The 21,502-nt window shown below is 54.2% G+C and carries 19 protein-coding genes; 3 read left to right on the forward strand and 16 right to left on the reverse strand.

Annotated elements, in window-relative coordinates; genetic code table 11:
* Positions 1–76: 76 nt before the first annotated feature.
* The 6 genes from holA to B7444_RS02125 form a co-directional block, all read right to left on the reverse strand.
* Positions 77–1,078 carry a DNA polymerase III subunit delta gene (holA, locus tag B7444_RS02095; RefSeq protein ID WP_007282691.1) on the reverse strand — a complete coding sequence of 334 codons (1,002 nt, stop codon included), beginning with the start codon at positions 1,076–1,078 and terminating at the stop codon, positions 77–79.
* Positions 1,078–1,734: an LPS assembly lipoprotein LptE gene (locus B7444_RS02100; RefSeq protein WP_007282690.1), complete on the reverse strand. Its 657-nt coding sequence runs from the start codon at positions 1,732–1,734 to the stop codon at positions 1,078–1,080. Before B7444_RS02100 ends, holA begins: the two co-directional genes overlap by 1 nt.
* A 2-nt stretch (positions 1,735–1,736) precedes the next feature.
* Entirely contained in the window at positions 1,737–4,334 is a 2,598-nt protein-coding gene (leuS, locus tag B7444_RS02105; protein ID WP_007282689.1) for a leucine--tRNA ligase, read from the reverse strand.
* A gap of 7 nt (positions 4,335–4,341) precedes the next feature.
* Entirely contained in the window at positions 4,342–4,923 is a 582-nt protein-coding gene (locus tag B7444_RS02110) for a DUF3576 domain-containing protein (protein WP_007282688.1), read from the reverse strand.
* Positions 4,924–4,997: 74 nt separating this feature from the next.
* Positions 4,998–7,130, reverse strand: coding sequence for a hypothetical protein (locus tag B7444_RS02115; RefSeq protein WP_224777759.1), 2,133 nt, complete (start codon positions 7,128–7,130; stop codon positions 4,998–5,000).
* 1,007 nt (positions 7,131–8,137) lie between these two features.
* A complete protein-coding gene (locus tag B7444_RS02125; protein WP_007282686.1) occupies positions 8,138–8,449 on the reverse strand; it encodes a hypothetical protein in 312 nt (103 codons plus the stop codon).
* Between the two features lie 162 nt (positions 8,450–8,611).
* Here B7444_RS02125 and B7444_RS02130 point away from each other — a divergent pair, with 162 nt between their 5' ends.
* The 3 genes from B7444_RS02130 to B7444_RS02140 are packed head-to-tail and all read left to right on the forward strand — an operon-like array spanning position 8,612 to position 11,015.
* A complete protein-coding gene (locus tag B7444_RS02130) occupies positions 8,612–9,592 on the forward strand; it encodes an AEC family transporter (protein WP_007282685.1) in 981 nt (326 codons plus the stop codon).
* Positions 9,574–10,059, forward strand: coding sequence for a low molecular weight protein-tyrosine-phosphatase (locus B7444_RS02135; RefSeq protein WP_016738103.1), 486 nt, complete (start codon positions 9,574–9,576; stop codon positions 10,057–10,059). Before B7444_RS02130 ends, B7444_RS02135 begins: the two co-directional genes overlap by 19 nt.
* Before the next feature lie 23 nt (positions 10,060–10,082).
* A complete protein-coding gene (locus tag B7444_RS02140; protein ID WP_007282683.1) occupies positions 10,083–11,015 on the forward strand; it encodes a 2-hydroxyacid dehydrogenase in 933 nt (310 codons plus the stop codon).
* Between the two features lie 2 nt (positions 11,016–11,017).
* Here the strand turns inward: B7444_RS02140 and B7444_RS02145 are convergent, their stop codons facing one another.
* From B7444_RS02145 to B7444_RS02190, 10 genes are all read right to left on the reverse strand, one after another.
* Positions 11,018–11,776: an NAD kinase gene (locus B7444_RS02145; RefSeq protein WP_007282682.1), complete on the reverse strand. Its 759-nt coding sequence runs from the start codon at positions 11,774–11,776 to the stop codon at positions 11,018–11,020.
* 5 nt (positions 11,777–11,781) lie between these two features.
* Positions 11,782–12,624 carry a carbon-nitrogen hydrolase family protein gene (locus B7444_RS02150; protein WP_007282681.1) on the reverse strand — a complete coding sequence of 281 codons (843 nt, stop codon included), beginning with the start codon at positions 12,622–12,624 and terminating at the stop codon, positions 11,782–11,784.
* A 71-nt stretch (positions 12,625–12,695) separates the two neighbouring features.
* Positions 12,696–13,559: an AAA family ATPase gene (locus B7444_RS02155; protein WP_016738105.1), complete on the reverse strand. Its 864-nt coding sequence runs from the start codon at positions 13,557–13,559 to the stop codon at positions 12,696–12,698.
* Complete coding sequence (locus B7444_RS02160; RefSeq protein ID WP_007282679.1) at positions 13,559–14,632, reverse strand: flagellar biosynthesis protein FlhF; 1,074 nt, start codon at positions 14,630–14,632, stop codon at positions 13,559–13,561. Before B7444_RS02160 ends, B7444_RS02155 begins: the two co-directional genes overlap by 1 nt.
* 25 nt (positions 14,633–14,657) lie before the next feature.
* Positions 14,658–16,808: a flagellar biosynthesis protein FlhA gene (gene flhA, locus B7444_RS02165; RefSeq protein ID WP_007282678.1), complete on the reverse strand. Its 2,151-nt coding sequence runs from the start codon at positions 16,806–16,808 to the stop codon at positions 14,658–14,660.
* A 95-nt stretch (positions 16,809–16,903) separates the two neighbouring features.
* Complete coding sequence (gene fliN, locus B7444_RS02170) at positions 16,904–17,191, reverse strand: flagellar motor switch protein FliN (RefSeq protein WP_224777914.1); 288 nt, start codon at positions 17,189–17,191, stop codon at positions 16,904–16,906.
* A gap of 63 nt (positions 17,192–17,254) precedes the next feature.
* Positions 17,255–17,896, reverse strand: coding sequence for a hypothetical protein (locus B7444_RS02175; RefSeq protein ID WP_007282676.1), 642 nt, complete (start codon positions 17,894–17,896; stop codon positions 17,255–17,257).
* 2 nt (positions 17,897–17,898) lie between these two features.
* Entirely contained in the window at positions 17,899–18,912 is a 1,014-nt protein-coding gene (locus tag B7444_RS02180; protein WP_007282675.1) for a flagellar motor switch protein FliG, read from the reverse strand.
* Position 18,913: 1 nt separating this feature from the next.
* Complete coding sequence (gene fliF, locus B7444_RS02185) at positions 18,914–20,587, reverse strand: flagellar basal-body MS-ring/collar protein FliF (RefSeq protein WP_007282674.1); 1,674 nt, start codon at positions 20,585–20,587, stop codon at positions 18,914–18,916.
* Between the two features lie 166 nt (positions 20,588–20,753).
* Complete coding sequence (locus B7444_RS02190; RefSeq protein WP_007282673.1) at positions 20,754–21,497, reverse strand: flagellar hook assembly protein FlgD; 744 nt, start codon at positions 21,495–21,497, stop codon at positions 20,754–20,756.
* Between the last annotated feature and the right edge of the window lie 5 nt (positions 21,498–21,502).

Here is a 21,502-nt window from a genome sequence, read left to right on the forward strand (position 1 = left end):
TGCGGACATGCAGAGGAAAGACCCCAACCCGGAGGCGGGTTTCAGTAAATTCGAGATATAGTCCCGGAAAGGCGTGTTAGCCCTTCCAGATCCCGCACAGAGAGGCGATATGGCGCCGACAGAGCGCAATATCTGGCGTACCACTCTGTTTGCATGCCAGTTCAAAAGCCTGCGTTTCCCGCATGGCCCGTGCCAGAGCATCGCTATTCCAACGATCGAGCGCCTGATTGAATGCGGCAGTTCGCTTGAAGAACACAGGTGGCTTGAGCAACTTCATGGCTTCCGCACGTCCCTGCCCGCTCTTCACGCCCAGTGCGACTTTCTGCAACCGTACCAGAACACCCAATACCGCACGGGCCACAGCAACCGGGTTGGCACCATCCGCCAAAGCGCGTTCAAGGGCCTGATCGGCTTCACTCCGATTTCCGGACAGGGCTGCAAACACGGCGTCTTCCAGAGAACTTCCTCCGGCATCGCCCACGCAATCCTGAACCGCGTCCAGATCCAGCCGCCCGTTAGCGCCCGCATAGAGAACAAGCTTCTCTATTTCGCCTCGAACTCCACTTCGGTCGGCACCCAACCGCCCCATCAGCCAGGTCAAGGCATCGCGATCAATGGACACGCCAGTCTGTGACAACGCGTCAGTGACAGTCTGGGAAAGTGCGCGCCCCTCTTCAGGGTAGCAGGCAATCGACGCAACATCCTTACGGCTCTCCGCCAGCGCACGAAGCTTGGACCGTGAGGAAAGGCCCGGTGCTTCAATGACGATGAGCGTGTCGGTCTGCGTCTCCAGTGCTCGCGCCAGAAGCGGAGCCACTGAATCCTGCCCATCCCGCACCCAAACCACACGTCGGCCGCCGATCAGAGAGAGCGCCGTTGCTTCATCTTCCAGACGGTCCTGAGTGTCCCGGTCAAGTTGCGCCACACGGAAGGGATCGTCCAGTGTTTCTGCAACCTGCCGGACTGACTGCGCAGCACGTTCGCGAATAAGTCCCGTATCTTCTCCGTAAAGGAGGATCGCACGCCACGTGCCAGCATCGGCCAGGGCGCGCCCGATATTACGGGTCTCGACCTTCATTAATTGGATATTGATCCCTGAGAGAGACGTCCGGTTGCCGATGCCGGGAAACCATCTGCCCCGACTCTGTCAGTTGCAGGCCCATTATCAGAAGGCATCCTGTCGGTATTGATATACCGTGGCAGTTCTGTCTGCTCAGTTTTAGACGGCGTGTTGTGAGACCTGAACCAGATCGCCAGCTGTTCAGTCAAATTCTGCGCCAGTGTCTGCGCGACACGCCCTCTGACCGTCTCATCGTTCAGGGTCTGGGCGAAGTACTGCTCGAATGTCGTGCCATATCCATCAAGTGTCGTGATATCCCCCTCCGTCACAAACTGCGGGGACTGGTCCACCGTAAAGAGCTGCCAATGCGCGTTACCCGTTACACGGTTTCGTCCAGACGTATTATCCTGGTGAATATCAATCGCTTCGGTGTTGGCTCCTGAACTGACTCGCAGCGTATAACGCTGCGGGTTTTCGGGCCCTGCACCGGCCAGATTTTTCTGAAGTGCCAGCCGCAGTTCCTGACCGTAGCGCCCCGGAATGTTCACCACATAAACCTGAGCCAGTTCTGCGGAAACATCGGTTTTAGGGGAAAGCTTTCCATAAAGGGGTGTGAAGCCACACCCCCCCAGCATCAGAAAGCCCGCTACTGCCAGAGCACTGCTACGTTTCACGATCAGCCTGCCACTACAAAATTGACGATCCGGTTCGGAACGTGGATTTCCTTCACGAGACGCTTGCCTTCAAGGGCACGAGCCACGTTCGGTTCAGCTTTTGCTGCGGCAAGAACCTGATCCTTCGGAGCATCTGGCGGCACCTCGATGGTTCCACGCAGTTTCCCCAGCACCTGAACGCCAATCGTGACGCTCTGAACCGCCAGCCACTCATCCTGAGCCTCTGGCCATGTCCTGTCCACAACAAGCTCGCCGCCCGGCTCGAGCACGGCCATCATATCTTCCGCAAGGTGCGGCATCATGGGTGCAATGAGCAGGCAAAGCGCGGATGCGGCTTCACGACGCGCAGCCGACAACCCTTCCCCGTTTTTGCTCTGCGCTTCCGCCAGAGCAGAGGTTAGTTCATGCAGTCGAGCAACGGCAACATTGGGCGTGAAGGCTTCAAGAGCGTCCGTAACAGCGGCGATAGTCCGGTGCGTAACACGGCGCAGATCGTCGCCTGCTGAACCATGGACACTTTCGATGGGATCAGCAGCGGCAACAGCCGACACCAAACGATGGAGACGCTGCCCAAAGCGGGCGGCAGCCGCCACGCCAGAAGCCGTCCATTCCATATCGCGCTCTGGAGGACTGTCCGAGAGCACAAACCAGCGAGCCGTATCCGCGCCAAACCGCTCAATAATTTCCACAGGGGAAACCGTGTTGCGCTTGGACTTGGACATTTTCTCCGAACGGCCCACCTGAACAGGTGTTCCGTTATCCCGACGAACAACCTGCTCGCCACGACGCTCGACCTCTTCCGGATAGAGCCAGCCACTCCCGTCCTTGTAGCTTTCGTGCGTCACCATGCCCTGCGTGAACAGGCCATCGAACGGTTCATCAATCCCGAGATGGCCTGTTTCATGCATCGCGCGCGTGAAAAAACGAGCATACAGCAGATGCAGGATCGCATGCTCGATACCGCCGATATACTGGTCGACCGGCAGCCAGCCATTGGCAGCTCCCGGCAGCGTCGGCGTCGCGGCATGCGGGCTTGTGAAGCGAGCGAAATACCAGGAACTATCGACGAACGTATCGAACGTATCGGTCTCGCGGGTCGCAGCAGAGCCACAGTTCGGGCAAGCCACATGCTTCCATGTCGGGTGATGGTCCAGCGGATTGCCCGGACGATCAAACGTCACATCTTCCGGAAGGACGACCGGCAGTTGATCATCCGGAACCGGCACCGCACCACAGCTGTCGCAATGGATAACCGGGATCGGGCAACCCCAGTACCGCTGACGGGAAATGCCCCAGTCACGCAGGCGCCAGTTCACGACGCCATGTCCGACGCCCATGCCTTCCAGGCGCTCGATGACCGTCTTCTTGGCAACTGCGACATCGAGGCCGTCAAGGAAGCCAGAGTTGTAGAGCTTCGCGTCTCCGGTCACGGCTTTCTTGCCAACCGTGAACGTCTCGGCATCTTCTCCCGCAGGCAGCAGAACCTGCGGAACAGCCAGGTCATACTTGCGGGCGAAATCCAGATCGCGCTGATCGCCACAGGGGCAACCGAACACCGCGCCTGTTCCGTAATCCATCAGCACGAAATTCGCGATCCAGATCGGTGCGGACTGATCCGGGTTCAGCGGATTGCTGACGCGAAGACCTGTATCGAAACCACGCTTTTCAGCAGCTTCGATCACTTCCTCGGAAGTTCCGAGGCGGCGACACTCCTCGATGAACTCTGCCGCAGCCGGGTTGGTTTTCGCCACCTTGGCAGCCAGCGGATGGTCCGCAGCGATGCCAACGAAGCTCAAACCAAACAGCGTATCCGGACGCGTCGTGAAGACTTCAATGCCGTCCAGATCCATGTCGAACCCGGAAGGCGGATTGTGCAGCGCAAAACGCACCCGCGCGCCTTCGGAACGACCGATCCAGCGTTCCTGCATCGTCCGCACGCGCTCAGGCCAGCGATCAAGCTTCCCCAGACTGTCCAGCAAAGGCTCCGCGAACTTCGTGATTTTCAGGAACCACTGCGAGAGAACCTTCTTCTCGATCAGTGCCCCTGAACGCCAGCCACGTCCTTCAACAACCTGCTCGTTGGCCAGAACTGTCTGGTCCACCGGGTCCCAGTTGACCGACGAATCACGCCGTTCGACCAGGCCGCCCGCCAGCATGTCCAGAAACAGCTTCTGCTGCTTGCCGTAGTATTCCGGAAGGCAGGTAGCGATCTCACGATCCCAGTCCAGCGAGAACCCCAGACGCTGCAACGTTCCGCGCATGGTAGCGATGTTTTCCATCGTCCACTTGCCGGGATGCACACTGCGTTCACGGGCTGCGTTTTCTGCTGGAAGTCCGAACGCGTCCCATCCCATTGGATGCAGTACGGAGAAGCCACGTGCCCGCTTGTAGCGCGCTACGACGTCTCCAAGTGTGTAGTTTCGTACATGTCCGACATGCAACTGGCCGGAAGGGTACGGAAACATTTCAAGGACGTAATACTTCGGACGGTCGGCCGGAGGCACATCCGGAACGGCAAAAACGTTCCGCTGCTTCCACTCGGCCTGCCAGAACGGCTCTCTTGAGTGAAAATCGAAAGCCGGGGTCGTGGAATCGCTCATGTCTAACTCAGTTGCCCCGCTCGCCATTTTCCGCACGAAGCTGGCGGGCACGGGTCAGGATACGGGTCGTGATGTCGGAAGTCGTTGTGGCGGAGACAGGGGTATCCTGCCACTGGCCATCCTGAAACGTCTGACGGAATACGGAAACGCGCAGGGCATCAGAACGCATACGACGATCCAGCACATAAGCTGCAATCTTAAAACGCTCATCCTTGCTGGCAGGCGGCTGATACCAATCCGTCAGGATCACCCCACCGACGGCATCTGCCGAAGCCAGAGGCATGAAGGACAGGGTGTCAATCGCGCCACGCCACAAATAGGCGTTCACGCCGCCCTTAAGCTGGTCGGCGCCGCCTTCTGCGCCGCGGTCAACACCGAGAAGATGATTGCGAGGCGCTGTCAGGCTGCTGGGGTCACGCGCACCGCCACAGGCAGCGACGGTTCCGAGTGCAAGCATGCCGAGGGCAACGCGGACTGCGGAGCGGTGGAAAGAGCGGGAAGCAGTCATCTGTGTACGAGACATCATGGTGGTCCTGCGGGCCGGGCCAGGGCCGTCACGGGCATGGATACAGACTGGCGAAACCTGCATCCGGGCAACATCAATTCCGTGTTCATATCGCGCCCGCCGGGCAAGGCCAAGCGCCCTCCCCGTTTATAGATGTCTTATGTCAGGCCGGCGGCCAGAAAAGCCTGATGAAGTTCAGTCTTTTTTGCATCCCCAAGATATGGGAAACGGCTCAGAATCTTTGAAATTGTCAGATCCGGGACCAGCCTGTTCAGGTGGTCACGCACATGCTGGATTTCTTCATCGCTTTCGTCTTCTTCAACGAGAGCAACAAGATAATAGACCAACGCACTCGGGTAGTTGGGGTAAAGCCCTGCCATCAGACGCCCCATTTCGATGACATCCCGGCGCTCGCCCCCAAGCATCATGACCATCATGAAGAACGGCCTGATCAGGATATAAAGAGGTGAATGATACGGATTGTTTCGTAACTGCCCGGCGAGTTCTGCCGCCCCCTTCAAATCCTCGTCGAACAGGCGCAGCAACAGCTGACACAGCATGTAGTCGGGAAGATCATTCCCGCTTTTGAGACCACCCAAGGCCTTTGCCAGCATTCGAACAATGGACCGGGCCATCGGAAGAGAGCCTCGATCATGCATAAGCAGCGTCGCCAGCAGGACCGCCCCTCCCGATGCATCAGGCTTGAGATTGACAAGCTGTCGAGCAAACTCAACACCCTTCGCCAGAAGCTTTGTCCCTTCATTACTCCAGTCATTTTCGTAACGGATCAGGCAATACAGAACCTGCATGAGGGCAACATTCCCCTCCCGCGCGTCCTCAGCCCCTGCCATATCCAGCAACTGACTAACCTCTGGAAAGACCTCGTTACTCCCTTTGAGAAGGAGCTTGAAAACTCGTGCCGCTTTCCCCAGGGCAGACAGCTCGCTATTCGCCCTGTTGGCTGTGCGTCTCGCTTCTGCCAGCAAAAGCCCCCACTGCATAGCCGCTGCAGGACCGATCAAACCTGAAGCCACCGACATCGGGTCTGTCCCCGGGAGATCATAGTGAGTGCCCCAGACGATAACACCACCCGCCCGAACATCCATAACTTTCAGAATCAGGCGAAGTGCCTGATCTGAAGCCCCAACACGCACCGCGCCTGTGATGATGTAGTCCGCCCCAAGGCTGCGGTAGGATGCCATCGGGTTCGCAGGGTCCGGTATGAAGCCTTCAGGCATAGCGACAATGTCGAATGTATCGACATGCACGAACAGCAGTTCAAACTGATCGCTGAGACTGGTCGCACATTTCAGTTCGATTTCCTTATGTCCATCCGTCGTGAAGGGCGAAAGGATCAACAGGGAAATCTTGCGTGACTGGCCAACAGCCATCCTGGCGAGATGCAGAGGCAGAGCCAGCATGGGATCGGTTCGCTGACCCGCCACTCCTCCAGAAAAATTCTCATCGCCCACTGAAGCCTGCGCAGAAACCACCTCGGGCACCATGACATCCGAAGATGCAGCACTATGGGCCTGCCCGGGAGCTTTCAGAACACTTGCCAGCACCCCCTGAGTAAGAGGACTGAGCGTCAGTCCGTCTTCCTGCCCCAGTACTCTGGTAGCCTGCTCAGCCAGCATCGTGGCACGAGCGTGCTCCCCCCGCCGTAAAGCATTCTGGATTTTGGCCCGCCACGCAGCTTCGTTGAGTGGATCAACCTTAAGAAGACGGTCCGTGACATCGTCAACCTGCTCGGGGTCCGTCAACTCACGCAGACAGCCTTCATAAATCGTAAGTAAATGATGAGACAGTCTGGCTCGCTGCTGATCCAGCCACTCATCAAGGGCTGGATCAATACCACTCAATTCTCCGAGAAGAATTTCTTCAGGAGCTGGAATACTATCAATAGTCCGGACACTGGCTGTCAGGATACGTTCGGCGTCCACAGAGGTCAGAGCCGACTTCAACGTCAAAGAATGACGTTGCACATCTATGAGATCGACGCCCACAGGACTCAAAGCATCCAGCAGCCGGTGAATTTCCTGTCGCAACGAAGCACGAGCCATATCTTCAGGCCGTCGGCTCCATAGCAATTCGGCAAGCCGGGATCGAAGAACCGGTTTTCTGTCCGAAAGGGCGAGAATAGCCAGAAGCGCACGCGTCTTTCCACCAACAGGAAGAACGCTTTCGTCCGTCAGTGTCCGTGCCTCCATCTGGCCGATTAACTTGAGACGTAGCAATGTGGGATCGGTTTCACGAGCCTGACGTACGGAACCGGAAAGCATTTTGGTCATACCCATCAATATCCGTAATCAGAACGTGGTTCCGGGCGAAAACAGCACTGAACCCAAGCAGACATCCGACACGAAATCATGACAAGCACCCTCAAACCCAAGCAAACCTGAAGCTGCGCTTCAAAGCGCATGCTGTAGGAACAGGGTGCCGCATTGCCATCCTTCCTACCCAAGCGCTGATAATGTCCAGCGACCACTTCTCCGCCGCACGAGATTCAAACTCACGATGGATTACGGCCTTTTTTTGGAGGTTAAAAACCTGCAGCACCAAGACAAGGCGGGCAGACATGCCTCCAAATGCTCTACTTTCTCACGTCCCGTCCGGAGGACAGCTTACGAACAGAAAGCCACCTGAGAATATTTTCTTGATACAGACGTTTCTATAAGTTTGATACCAAGAAACCTAACAGGCTGTTGGTGACTGGAAGCACAGCCGAAACAAAAGCGCAAGAAACATCTTCTCTTTGAAATGGCATCCTTTTGTAGGAATTGCTCTCTCGAATCCTTGTTTTGGAAATAATATTTAAATTGTTTCTAGAAATTGGTAATTTAATTTTCATATGTTTTTTCTCAGAATAACGTTTGGAAAGATTTAGTTTTTTTATTTTTAACGTATTTTTTCAGTGTCAGCCGATACCCGCCCCGCCTTGCGAAAAGAACGGTCGTGCGATAACACTTCCAACGTGTGTCCGCGTAGCTCAGCAGGATAGAGCACAGGATTCCTAAGTTTGAATTGGGCGCTATGGCAGGAAACTCCATAGTGGATTCGCTCAAATTCGGGGAACGCTCTGACTTTCTTGAGTCGTGCCAATCCCGAGCCAAGCTCCCTGCCGTGGCAGAGAGAAGGTGTAGAGACTGTACGGGCGACACCTGGGCCCTCAGAAAGCCTTGGTGAAGAGACAGTCCAGACCACGAACGCACTTAATCAAAAGTGCGGCGGCGAAAGCCGAAGTGGTATGAATCCTGGGGCCGGAGGTTCGAATCCTCTCGCGGACACCACACTTCCCTTAAAAGCTGACAGTTTTGTCCTGCGGAATACGCTGCATGGGAATGTTGTGCGGAATTCCCAGAAGGGCATGCAAGAGATAAACGAGGAAGGCTGCCGTAAGCAGAACGGCCAGCAGTCGGCCGAAAATACGTAACGCCAGTCCGATGAGTGCGAAGAACAGAAGCAGCAGCAATATCGTCTGGATCGGGCCTTGGATCCCCATACTGCCCAGAGCAGAACGAACCGCCAGTTCGACAAAGGTGACCGCGGCTACGATCAGCCCTAGCAACGTCAGAATGAAGCCGACCAGCGTATCAAAAATGGACTGCATGATTTGACCATGAAAGAAAATGGGACAGATTTGCTCCAGAAAGACACTCCCCAGCAGTCAGGTCAATCACTACCCGCACTTGCAGGGATGGACGAATGGTAACGATGTCATTACGAAAGAACCCTGACATAGCTGGAACTTCCGCATTTTTATGAGCATTACATGACCAGTTCTCCCAACCTGCTGCTCACGATCGTTGAAGCGATCCTTCCGATCCTGGTCACGCTCGGTTTCGGTTATTTCGCTGCTTATCGCAAAGATTTCGATGCCCAGCAGGCGGGTGTTCTGACGCGGCTGGTCATGCTTTACGCGCTGCCTCTCGAACTTCTGGTCTCCATTCTCAGCACCCCGAAAGCCCAGGTTCTTTCCGCTGGACCTGTTGCCGTACTGATCCTTCTTGCGATGGTCGGCGGGTATTTTGTTGTCTTTTCAATTTTCCGTTTTGCGCTCAAACGCCGACTGAGCGAAGCGGCCATGATTGCCATGACCGTTACCGGACCTTCGGTGCCCTTCATTGGTATTCCGGTTCTTGGTCAGATTTTTGGCGCTGCAAGTGGCGTCCCCATCTCCATTGCTGCGCTGGCAATGAATCTGATCCAGCTTCCTATCACGCTCATCCTCATGGGGCATGATCATGAAGGCCGCCAACCCCGGTCACCATCTGCCGAGCGGCGTGACGAACTGAAGGAACTTGTAGGACACCTCCTGCACTCCTGCCGCGAACCAGTCGTCTGGGTGCCGCTCATGGCGCTGATCCTTGTGAGCGCAGGCGCCTTCATTCCGCACTTTCTGAAAGGCTCGCTCCAGCTTTTGGGACGCACAACAGGCGGCGCTGCCCTTTTCGCCTCCGGGGTCGTACTTTTTACCCGCCAGGTCCGTTTCAGCCCGTTGGTCGGTACGATTGTAGGTGTTCGGAATATTATGATCCCCGGCATCATCTACATTCTCGCACGCCTGTGGCACCTTCCTGTTCAGGCACTTCAGGAAAGTGTGTTGACGATGGCAATCCCGAGCGCTTCCATCAACGTTATCCTGGCGATGCGGTATCATGTGCTCGAACGCGAAATCGCATCGGTCCTGTTTTTCGGAACACTCAGTTCCATTGCAACGATGGCATTTTTCATATGGCTCACCGGCGCTTGAAGAGTTTCCTGTTTGTCTGCACAGGTAATATCTGCCGTTCACCACTCGCAGAACTCGCCATGCGTCGGGAAGCTACGATCCGCGGCCTGAAGCTTGATATCGATTCAGCCGCGACCGGGCACTGGCATCTCGGTTACCCTCCAGATCCAAGAGCATGTCGTGTCGCACTTCAACACGGACTGGATGCGTCGAACCTTCGCGCTCGGCTGGTAACACGCGAAGATTTTGAGCGTTTTGATCATATTCTTGCGCTCGACCATTCCCACCTGTCTTACCTGCGTAATCTTCAGCCCGATGGAAGCAAGGCTCGTATTTCCCTGATGCTGGACCATCTCCCAGGTCGACAGGGAAGCGCCGTAGCAGATCCCTATTACGGCTCTGACGAAGGTTTTGATGTCACCTGGCAGGAAGTCGAAGCAGCGTGCCGCCATCTTGCCGAAAAAGAACTTGGCCCGGTTGAGGCTTAACGTCACCAGATTGGAGAACCGCCTTGTCTTCCCGCCCTGACATTCTCGCAATCGACCAGTTCCCGCCGGCAATCAAGGAACGACTGGAAAGCCTGTTTACAGTCCATCAGTATGAAGGAATTGAAGCCCTCTCGCCTTATGCGAATAAAATCCGCGGCGTGGCGACGGGCGGCGGATCAGGCCTTCCCCGCCCCATTATGGACGCCCTTCCCGCTCTGGAAGTCATTTCGGTAAACGGGGTCGGCACTGACCAGATTGATCTGGAAGACGCACGCCAACGCAAGATTGGTGTAGCGACAACCCTTGGAACGCTTACGGATGACGTCGCAGACATGGCCATCGTCCTCACGCTTGCGGTCATGCGCGAAACCGTTCTCAATGATCGCCTCGTCCGCGAAGGCAGATGGCCAACTCAGCCCCTTCCCCTCTCCAGAAGCGTTACCAAAAAGCGTATGGGAATTGCGGGCTTTGGCCACATCGGACAAGCCATTGCACACCGTGCCGCAGCCTTTGGCATGGATCTGGCTTACTTCAATTCCCGCCCCCGTGCAGAAAGCCCACTACGCTTTGAACCCGATCTGAAAGCCTTGGCAGAATGGTCGGATGTTCTTGTTCTGGCGGTTTCGGGCGGTCCACGCTCGGCGAACATGGTCAATGCCGAGATTCTGGACGCACTCGGACCTGACGGCGTGCTCATCAATATTGCGCGCGGCTCAGTTGTCGACGAGGCCGCTCTCCTGTCTGCTCTGAAGCAGAAGCGTATTGCTGGAGCGGGCCTGGATGTGTTCCAGAACGAACCTAATATCAATCCAGAGTTTTCCACTTTGGAGAATACAGTTCTTCAGGCCCATCAGGCCTCGGCAACTATCGAGACAAGAACGGTAATGGGCAATCTCATGGTCGACAATCTCGTGGCCCATTTCGAAGGTAAGTCTCTACTGACGCCTATTCTGTGACGTCAGGGTAGAAACTGTTCGGCGATAATGCGTTCGGACAGACCGTGATCCGGGTCGAACAGGACCGTAGCATGCTGCCTGCGGTCCTCTTTCACCACGACTTCCACAACATTCCGAATTTCCTTGAAATCCGCTACTGCCGCAGTCGGACGCTTGTCCGTATCAAGCAGCGTCAACCGAACCACAGCCGTTGACGGCAAAAGAGCTCCCCTCCACCGCCTCGGACGGAAAGCCGAGATAGGAGTTAAAGGGAGAATATTCGCACTCAGAGGCACAATCGGGCCATGTGCGGAAAGATTGTAGGCTGTGGATCCTGCCGGCGTAGCAACAATCACGCCATCGCAAATCAGTTCCTCCAGCCTTGTCCGGCCATCAATCTCAATCCGGATCCTGGAAGTCTGCCGCGTCTGTCGAAAGAGGAACACATCATTGAAAGCTTTCCCTTCGACGACCTCACCACTGACAGTTGTCGCAGTCATATGAAGCGGATGAAGCAGAGAAGGCTGAGCGTTTAGCAAACGCTCCGGCAGGTTATCCTCATCCGGAGTGTTCATGAGGAAGCCGATGGTGCCGTAATTCATACCATAGACAGCGAGATCCAGACCGAGCACCCGGTGAAGTGTCTCCAGCATGAACCCGTCTCCGCCCAGACTGACCGCAACATCTGCCTCTTCTAAAGGGACATTGCCATAACGGGCAGCAAACACAGCAAGCGCGTCTTGTGCCGCATCGGTAGCAGCAGCTGTGAAAGCGATTTTCATAGTGGTCAAATCAGCCGCCTGTTTGCCTGCACGGGCATTCTCCCCCGCACCTGTCGGACCTCATCCATATCAAGATCAGCCCCCCCCCAGCCTTCTTCACTACCCAATTGAAGAATAACCTCTCCCCATGGATTGACGATCATGGAATGGCCATAGGTCTGGCGCTGATTGCCTTGCCCATCGACATGCCAGCCAGTCGTTCCACACGCTATTACCCACGTCTGAGACTCAATAGCGCGAGCACGGACAAGAATGTCCCAGTGAGCTTCACCCGTTTGCTGCGTAAACGCTGCGGGCAGAACAATCATCTCAACATCCGCAGCCCGAAGTGCAAGAAACAGCTCAGCAAACCTCAAATCATAGCAAATCGCGAGGCCGGTCGGGACGCCATCAATATCGACGACTTCGATCGCTTCCCCGGGCACATAATTATCGCTTTCACGATAGCCGTCCCCATTGGGTGTAATAACATCGAAGAGATGGATTTTTCTGTAACGCCCACATTCCTCGCCATCAGGGTTGAAAACGAGTGAAGTATTGGCAAGCTTGTCGCCCGACTCAGGCCCTACAAGTTCTCCAATTGAACCACCGTGAACCCAGACATTATGTTCCCGGGCCATGGCCCTCAACGCTTCGTAGAGTACACCTCCAGCATCGCCTGGATCAGGTAGAAGCTCTGCATTAGCCTGCTTGGTCGCAGCCGAACCACCCAGACAGCTCCAGATTTCAGGCAGCACCACAAGATCTGGCTTCCGAGCTTTGACAGCTTCTGAAACCAGCCGCTGAGCTTGAAGGATATTGGCACTCCGGTCCGCCGAAGGAGCCATCTGGATCAGGGCAACGCGCATGGTCGGTACATTTCCTGGGAACAGTAACCCAGGAACCATAGGCGATCCCTTGAAGAGACGTAAGCCGCGATTTACTCCATCGCAGGTAAGTTCCCCTGGACCACTTGGCGAACCAGCCGGCCAACATCTACGGCCGCCGGGGAAGCCGGGAACGTTTCCAGAAGACTGGACTGCTTCCGGATTGCCGCAGGAACTCTACTGTCTTTCCGCACTGTTCCTGCAAGCTGAGGTTCCCATTTTAAAAAGAAACGACACGCTTGCAGCAGCTTTTCATATGTCTGGATGCCACTACGATGACTGGAAGCTTGATTGATAACCAGTTGACAGTGCATATCGTCTCCGCCGACCCGTCGCCGATCTCTTAGATAAAGCTTCATTATGGCGTAAACGTCTGCCAAAGCCGTAGGCTCGTCCGTGGTGACCGCCAGTAGCTGATCTGAAATAGCCGCCAGATGCCTGGTGATCGGGTCAATTCCCGCGCAGAGATCCAGCAGAATGAAATCATACTGTTTTGCCAGCCGGAGAGACAGCAGCAGCTTGTCAAGCGACGCACAATCCATCCCGGAAACAGCCGAAACACCAGACCTTCCCGGGAGGACGTCAAACGAAAACGCAGAGAGACCAGCTCCTCCACGAAAATGCTGAACACCCGCCTCAATCGTTATGTTTCCGGATAAAATATCCATCACATCGTAGGTTGGAACAAGTCCAAGCTGGATATCCACATTCGCCAGGCCGAAATCCCCATCAAAAATGAGAACCTTATATCCCGAACATGCCAGAACCTGTGCCAGCGAGACAGAAAGCCAGGTCTTTCCCACGCCCCCCTTCCCCGACGCCACTGCAATAATCCGCGTCCGGCTCGAACGAGAGGGAGTAACTCCTGTAGCTTTCGGTGGGGACGGTTTGATTTGATGATCCATGACCGGGCCCATTATGCACCACCCTGCGCAGCAATATGCTTCATGAGCGCCGCTGCCCCAGTCACACTAGGCGCGTTCATTTTTAAGAGAGTTGAATCTGAATTCGCAGGCCGCCTCGAAACAACAGGCATAGCACTCTGAGCAAGTTTCTTCTGAGGTCCATCTGAAGAAACTGCTGAAGCCATCTCCCATTTGGAGATCATCAGTTCATTCAGACTGGAAAAATCCAGCGGTTTGAGACCACCAATCAATTGGCTTCCCGTACTTGCTTCGGCCAGAGGGATACCAGCCATGGCTCCTCTGACAATACCCCCTAGACGGCGCGCGCAATCGGTACGGGAGACTATCATTTTACTGGCGCCATTTTTACAAAACCATGAAACCGTTTCTTCTGTCTCAGCTGGATCTTCGCCGGCAGGATGAACCAATGTCAGGCTGGCCTGGGCGGCTTTTTGAAGGTCGGTTAATATTTTCATCCCTTTCTCATCGAAAGGAACGACCGCTCCTGTATCAATGAGTATGGGCATCTTTCCCTGTTTTACGCGGCACAGATTTTCCAGCATTTCAGAACTTTCAACCGCAATAAGATCCAGCCCAAGTATTCGAGTACACGCCGCTAATTGTTCGAGCGCACCAGAACGTTCTGTGTCTGTCGTCATAACTACAGGCGATATACCAACGAGAGCCAGACGCGTGGCAAAGCGGGCGATGGTCAGGGTTTTTCCACTGCCTGGAACCCCACAAACCATAACGGGAGGAGCGTCCGCAGACAGGTCGAGGGCTTCGAACGAAATATTCTCCGACAAAATCCTTTTGTAATTCAACTCTGCCCCATGGTCAGAAAAACTACTCAAATCCAAACCATGCCAGTCATGGAAGGTCTTTTTCGGGATTGTCTTCAGCGGAACAGCAGATTTGATCTGCTCTTTTTCATCGGGGACTTCTGGATCAAGCGCTGCAGTGAGCTCGACGCCTCCATCAGATGTCGCCCGAGATGAGAGGATAAAGGCGTCTTCTCCGAGCGTCTTACGGAGTGTCGCCATCGCAGCTGACATTGAGACATCCCGGATCAGCTTTATGCGCATGATCCACCCTTCTCCATACTTTGTCTCACTGAATGACTCCCACGGTATATATCTTCGCACGAGTTGAAATTTCTGCATGCGCAAGAACCATAGTCGCCGGCCTTATACGCTCTACGATCATCCTGACCGGCCGACGAAAACCTCCTGCAACAAGAATGACCGGATTTTCGCCTTGCCCCAGCGCCATATCGAGAGCTTGACGTAACTTCCCTACGAATTCGTTAAGACGGGACGGTGGAAGTGAAATTTGGCGATCATCAGCTGGCCCAGTCATGTTTTCTGAAAGGACGACTTCCCAGTCCGGGCTTAATGTTAAAATCGGTATATAACCTTTAGGGCCAGTCACCGCGGCACTGATCTGTCGAGCCAACCGGACGCGTACGTGAGCCGTAAGAGCAGACACTGATTTTTGCCCCTGCCCGCACCCTTCTTGAAGAGCCTCGAGAATACCCGAGAGATCTCTTATGGAAATCCGCTCAGCGAGCAGTCCTTGGAGAACGCGCTGTATAACGCTGACTGAGAGCTGAGAAGGAACAAGGTCAACAATCAGCTTCTGCTGATCGCGCGGCATTTCGTCCAAGAGCTTCTGCGTTTCCGTGTAAGAAAGAAGGTCAGACATATTTTCACGAACCAGCTCAGTCAGATGTGTAACGATCACGCTCGCCGGATCCACCACCGTGTATCCCTGCATGATCGCTTTTTCCCGCAGGTTCTGATCGATCCAGAGAGCTGGCAGGTTGAAAGCTGGCTCCCGCGTCTGCTCACCAGGTAAATCGGGTAAACCGCCTCTGGGATTCATGGCCATAAGACGGCTTATTTGTACTTCCCCATGACCAATTTCTATTTCCTTGATCCTTACAGAATAAGCATCTGCAGAAAGCTGTAGGTTATCCTGTATTCGAACAGGAGGCAGGATAAAGCCCATCTCTCCAGCAATTGTTCGCCTTAGAATCTTGATCTGTTCGGTCAGGCGCGCGCCATCACCACTGGCAATTGACAGGAGATTGAACCCCAGCTCAAGCCGCAGCAGATCAACCCGCAAGCTCTCTGAAATAGGTACCTCAGTGGCCTGAGTGTTTTCAGGCAAACTGACCGCGTCGCCATCAGAATCCTGGTCCTGAATTGGCGATCGATGTCGAAACCAGGCTCCGGCTCCAGCAAGAGCGGCAAGTGCCAAGAAAGGTAGAGCTGGAAGTCCCGGCATAAGAGCCAAAACCGCTGCAGAACCTGCGGCCAATGCTAATGGCTTCGGATTACCGCCAAGCTGTCGAACAAGCGTGACATCTGCCGCTCCTTCAGTGCCTCCTTTTGTCACAACAATGCCGGAAGCCGTAGAAACCAGAAGAGCTGGAATCTGGGAAACCAGTCCATCGCCAATCGTCAATGTCGTAAAAGCGGAAGCAGCATCAACGATCGACATCCCGTGTCGACCAATGCCAATGGCCAAGCCCCCGACAATATTGATGGCCGTAATGATCAGACTGGCAATTGCATCCCCACGGACAAACTTGGCTGCACCGTCCATCGCGCCATAAAAGCCGCTTTCCTCTTGGAGCTCTTTTCGCCTTTGTCGAGCCACTTTATCGCTGATTGCACCAGACGAAAGCTCAGCATCAATCGCCATCTGTTTTCCAGGCATTGCATCCAGGGAAAACCGGGCTGCCACTTCAGCAATTCGACCTGAACCTTTGGTAATGACCATAAAGTTCACGACAAGAAGAATGGCAAACAGAATGGCACCAATGACAACGTCGCCACCCATGAGAAAACCACCGAACGCAGCTACGACGTGTCCGGCAGCATAGGTCCCTTCATATCCGTGACTGAGGATAAGACGTGTTGTAGCAACCTCAAGCGACAAACGCAGCAAAGTCGTTAAAAGTAATAACGTCGGGAAAGATGTAAAATCCAACGGGCGCGTAAGAAAGAGCGCGACCATCAGAACCAATACGGAGGCCGTAACTGAAAGAGCCAGCCCCACATCCAGAATGAATGTTGGAAGAGGCAGAACAAGTACGGAGAGGAGTGCTGCAACCGCTAAAGCCAGCCCTACATCAGATCCCGGCAGCCAGCGCGCATACCCTCGCGCCCAATTTGGAAGAGGTATCTTTTGGAGCGCATCAGAAATCGCAGGCATTTTCAGAACAACAGGAAGATTGCCTCGCGCCTCACTCATCGGCCTCTCTCCGCAAATAAAAACGGAGGAACCTATTTTCGCTCCGGGTGTAAGAAGTATCTCCCCAGAAAGTTAAGTATCCGTAAAAACGCCGATTAGTTTTTAGCTTTTTCGGATTTAATGATCTCTGTCATCGTTACGCCCAGCCGGGACTCATCAACCATGACAACCTCTCCCCTCGCGATTAATCTGTTATTCACCAGAATATCGATGGAATCGCCGATTTTTCGGTCCAGCTCAACAACGGCCCCGCGCCCCAGACGCAGTAATTGGCTAACCTGCATGGTCGTTCTGCCGAGTACCGCACTTACCGTTACAGGAATATCGTAAATCGCCTCCAGGTCATGCGCGAACCTTGGAACTTCATTTGCTGAGGACGGCATTTCCTCAACGCTATCAATCTCAAATTCTTTTTTTGTCTCAGTCATCATCAGTACTCCTATGAATCAGCTCAATATTTTAAAATTGGATAGAATATCCTGAGCGATACTCCCTGCATTTCGAAAAGCCTGTCCTTCAGGCCATGAGAACCTAAAATCACCAGGCGCAAGAGTATCGTTGACATGACAATCGACCTCCGACACCCCCGCTTGCGTACATAGGCCGGACAGATAATTTATTTCATGCTCCGGTGCCTCTATGCGCAACCGCACGGCCCTTTTAAGGAAAGGCACAATTTTACACAGTACGGCATCACGCTCTTTTTTTCCCATATCTTGAAGCAAAGATGGAAAAAGCGCTGCCATCTGAGAAAGTAATACTGCGGCAGCTTCCTCAGACATTTTTCTTACGATGTCCTCGGATTGGGCGTTCATTTGCGTGATAAGCTCAAGAATTTTCTTCTCAACACCAATTTGCCATTTCTCTTTTTCGAGAACCAAGCATTGCCGCTCTTCACGCCTTCCCTTTTCCTCCCCTACACGCCGTGCATTTTCTAGATCCTCGTCTGTATAAGAGGGAGGTAGAACTTCCGGCTCACGCTCCATCTCTGCATGCACGTTTGGCTGGTCATCTGCCGGGACGGGAAAATCAAAATCTTCCGCATACAGAACACCCGCAACCCGATCCGGCCTTTCGTAATCCATCATTGTCACAGGAGCATCTCATTACCTGCCTGCTCCTGATCCAGAATCTCTATCTCTCCCCGATCAAGCAGACTCTTGGCGACAATCACAATCTCACTTTGAGCTGCATCTACATCCTTGATGCGGACAGGTCCCAATGCTTCCACTTCGTCCATGAGAATACGAGCAGCTCGCTCAGACATCGCCGCGAGAAACGCACTTTTAAGTTTTTCACTCGCCCCCTTGAGAGCCATAGGAAGGATTTCCCGGGAGATCTGATTCAGCAGTACCATCAGACCTTCAGGCGGAACCTGGGCCAACTCCTCGAATGTAAACATAAGGCTCTTGATACGTTCTGCGTCATCTTGGCTACGCTCTTCGAGCGCAGTCATGAAACGCGCTTCCAGACGACGATCGAAATTATTGAAAATATCCGCGAGCACTTCGTGGCTATCGCGATGAGCCCCACGAGGCAGGTTTGAGACGAATTCTGACCTCAACGTCTGCTCAACGCTATGCAGAACTCCTTTCTGAACATTTTCCATCTTCAGCATACGTGTCATGACATCCAGAGAAAAATCCTCTGGAAGAAGAGACAATACCCGTGCGGCATGAGCCGCTTTAATGCGACTTAATACTACAGCAACTGTCTGGGGATATTCGTTACGGAGATAATTTGCCAGGACTGTCTCGGAGATATTCCCTAGCTTATCCCACATGGTCCGCCCTGCTGGACCACGAATTTCTTCCATAATCGCCGCAGCGCGGCCAGCAGGAAGCGCATTTTTCAGAAGGCGCTCAGTGGTCTCGATATCGCCGATAAGAACTTCAGAGGACCCGAGACTACGACTGAACTCATGACAGACACTTTCGACCGTTTCAGCCGAAACCATCCCTAGCTGAGACATTGCAGAAGAAATTTCACGGATTTCCTCCTCGTGCATTTGCTCGAACAGTCGAGCGCAGTTCTCTTCGCCCAGCGCCATCATCAGAATGGCTGCTTTCTGCGCGCCCGTAACGGCTTTCTCCATTCCAATCATTTCAGCGCCCTTCCTGCTGAGGCATGAGCCAACTCCGCATCAGAGCGATGCTTTCCGTCGGATGCGTTTCCACCAGATCCACGACTTTTTGTACCGATGAGGCGCGAATTCTTCCGGCAACACCATTAACCACAATTGTTTCTTCACCATCCTGAAGTTCTGCGTCTACGATGTCATATGGAGCGGGCAGCAAGCTGCCTCCCGGGCTTCCACTATCCCCTGTAGCTCGGACGGCAGGCCCCGCAAGAGCCAGGCCGCCGCTCACATCCCTGGACAACGTCGAAACGTCAGTTGCACTCGTTCCGGGCAGAGGGCGCAACAACGGACGGACTACGAAGAAAAGGACCATCAACAGGCAAAGCGAAAAAATGCCAAACCGGATGGCTTGCATCTCGTTCGAGCGATTAAGCAGTCCATTCATGAAACCCGTCGAAACAGGCGGCATGACTGCATCCAGATCAGAGAACTGCATGGACATGACCGTAACAACGTCTCCACGCGTCTGATCAAAGCCTATGGCGCTTTTCGTAAGCGCTGTAAGCCGCTCCAGCTCCGCCTGACTACGAGGCTGCCAGATATGCTGGCCCTTTGAATCCGCCTGATTAACACCATCAACCATTACGGCGACACTGATCCGGGCAATTCGGGGCTGGTCCTGTACCAGTGTGCGAACCTTTTTGCCGATCTCATAATTGTCCGTCTGTTCCTGTCGGCTGCTCTGACTTCCATTCTGGGGCTGACCAGCATTCGCATTCGGCAGATTGTTAGCGACCGTCGTGTTGTTTGAGGCCTGCGTGTTGATGTTCTTTTCATTTTTCGTTTGCTGTGAACGAAGAACCTGCTGATCAGGATCGTAACTTTCTTGGGTTTCTTTGACGTGATCATTATTCATCGCAACTGTGGCATCCACACGCACACGCCCAACGCCGACTGACGCACCCAGCATATCTTCCACCTCACGTGAGATGCGTTGTTCCAAGGCCTGACGCTGTGCTTCAGCCGTCTGATTGCCATCCAGACCTCCACCACCTTGACGAAGCAGGACGTGTCCACGGTTATCCACGAGCGAAATATTTTTGGCGTCGAGGCCGGGGACAGCAGCAGAAACCAGATTGACCACGGCCGCTACACTTTCCTCATCCAGTCGGCGTGCGCCATCCATTGAAAGAAGAACACTTGCCTGCGCGCCCTGCTCATCTGTGGAAAAAAGTTCTCGATGCCGCAGAACAAGATGGACACGTGCATTTCTGACACCGTGAATCAGGCGGATCGACCGTTCCAATTCGCCTTCGAGAGCACGCGTTTCGTTAATTGTCTGCTCGAACTGGGTCGCAGTGAAACTGTTGCCCTTGTCGAAAATTTCATAGCCCACGGACCCACCGGAAGGCAGACCACTTTTCGCAAGCAGAAGGCGCGCCTTGGCGACATCATCATCCGGCACCATGATCGTGGCGCCCTGATCCTGGAGATGGTAGGAAATATGATCCTTGGCAAGCTGATCCACGATCTCGCCGGCTTCCCGGGGATCGAGATCCCGATAGAGAAGCGCGTTGGCTGAGTCTGCCCCGTGCATGACCAGCACACCAAGAAGCACCAGCATGGCCGCTCCCACGCCTCCCAGAGCGGCCAGACGTGGCAGACCAAGCTGTTTGAGATTTGCCAGAAAAGCCTTCACTTGAAGTCCCACCTCATGGAGGCAAACCTATCTACAGACCTGTCTGGCAACAGCATTTTGCCCATCCACATGCGTGTCACCCTTAACGCTGCAATTACTGATGAGCATTGTGTATGGAAAAGGTTAATGCCTACTTAAAACGAGCGCAGTTTTCCTCATCGCGTTGTCAGGCTCCAGAAAAGCCATCAAGATCGCTTAGTGCGATTGATGTATCACCCATTTGCACATTCACGCCGCTGGATGTCCGGTTCAAGCCGGTTACGGTACCAGAAACTGTTGTTGAAAGAGCCGTGGAACTTCCCGTTGTATCCGTGCCCTCTACGGCGACAAAATACTGCCCATCCGATAGCTGCGTGCCACTATCGCTAACACCATTCCAAGACCAAGAATTTGTACCGACCTGAGCCGTTACGGTATCGGTCTTGACCACCTGGCCATTAGAATCGGTCACAGCAATCGCTACAGGGCCGGCTACACTCGCGACAAAACTCATAGAACCATTCCCATTTTGCAATGGTAGCGCTGACGAGGTTGCCGTCGTTGTTTTTCCAATCAGCCCGATACCGGATGTCATCTGTGTGTCCTGCGTAGCCGTAAGGAGGCTGGTCAGATTGCTGTTGGTTTCCACCTGCTGCTGTACACCCGCGAACTGGGCCAACTCACTGGTAAAACTGTCTGTGCTCGTCGGGTTGCTAGGATCCTGATGCTGAAGCTGAGTTGTCAGCAGCGTCAGGAACTGATTGAAATTTCCAGCCAATGATGAGAGCGCAGCACTGGCAACACTACTTGTCGTAGACGTTGATGAAGACGTATTGGAGGTCTGTGAGGCCGCTTTCGATTTAGCCGCAGAAACGGCCTGACTAAGCAGCGACGTGGCACTGCTGGCCGTAGTGCTGACAGAAGACACCATAAAAA

Source organism: Gluconobacter thailandicus F149-1 = NBRC 100600 (genome assembly GCF_000964465.1).
Classification (GTDB): domain Bacteria; phylum Pseudomonadota; class Alphaproteobacteria; order Acetobacterales; family Acetobacteraceae; genus Gluconobacter; species Gluconobacter thailandicus.

Coding starts and splice junctions, on each gene's coding strand:
- B7444_RS02160 (WP_007282679.1), bottom strand. CDS start 14,632: ATGCGCATAAAGCTGATCCGGGATGTCTCAATGTCAGCTGCGATGGCG.
- B7444_RS02135 (WP_016738103.1), top strand. CDS start 9,574: ATGGCTCACCGGCGCTTGAAGAGTTTCCTGTTTGTCTGCACAGGTAAT.
- B7444_RS02145 (WP_007282682.1), bottom strand. CDS start 11,776: ATGAAAATCGCTTTCACAGCTGCTGCTACCGATGCGGCACAAGACGCG.
- B7444_RS02190 (WP_007282673.1), bottom strand. CDS start 21,497: ATGGTGTCTTCTGTCAGCACTACGGCCAGCAGTGCCACGTCGCTGCTT.
- leuS (WP_007282689.1), bottom strand. CDS start 4,334: ATGAGCGATTCCACGACCCCGGCTTTCGATTTTCACTCAAGAGAGCCG.
- B7444_RS02150 (WP_007282681.1), bottom strand. CDS start 12,624: ATGCGCGTTGCCCTGATCCAGATGGCTCCTTCGGCGGACCGGAGTGCC.
- B7444_RS02110 (WP_007282688.1), bottom strand. CDS start 4,923: ATGCAGGTTTCGCCAGTCTGTATCCATGCCCGTGACGGCCCTGGCCCG.
- B7444_RS02130 (WP_007282685.1), top strand. CDS start 8,612: ATGACCAGTTCTCCCAACCTGCTGCTCACGATCGTTGAAGCGATCCTT.
- fliN (WP_224777914.1), bottom strand. CDS start 17,191: ATGCCGTCCTCAGCAAATGAAGTTCCAAGGTTCGCGCATGACCTGGAG.
- B7444_RS02125 (WP_007282686.1), bottom strand. CDS start 8,449: ATGCAGTCCATTTTTGATACGCTGGTCGGCTTCATTCTGACGTTGCTA.
- B7444_RS02155 (WP_016738105.1), bottom strand. CDS start 13,559: ATGGGCCCGGTCATGGATCATCAAATCAAACCGTCCCCACCGAAAGCT.
- B7444_RS02180 (WP_007282675.1), bottom strand. CDS start 18,912: ATGATTGGAATGGAGAAAGCCGTTACGGGCGCGCAGAAAGCAGCCATT.
- B7444_RS02115 (WP_224777759.1), bottom strand. CDS start 7,130: ATGACCAAAATGCTTTCCGGTTCCGTACGTCAGGCTCGTGAAACCGAT.
- holA (WP_007282691.1), bottom strand. CDS start 1,078: ATGAAGGTCGAGACCCGTAATATCGGGCGCGCCCTGGCCGATGCTGGC.
- flhA (WP_007282678.1), bottom strand. CDS start 16,808: ATGAGTGAGGCGCGAGGCAATCTTCCTGTTGTTCTGAAAATGCCTGCG.
- B7444_RS02175 (WP_007282676.1), bottom strand. CDS start 17,896: ATGATGGATTACGAAAGGCCGGATCGGGTTGCGGGTGTTCTGTATGCG.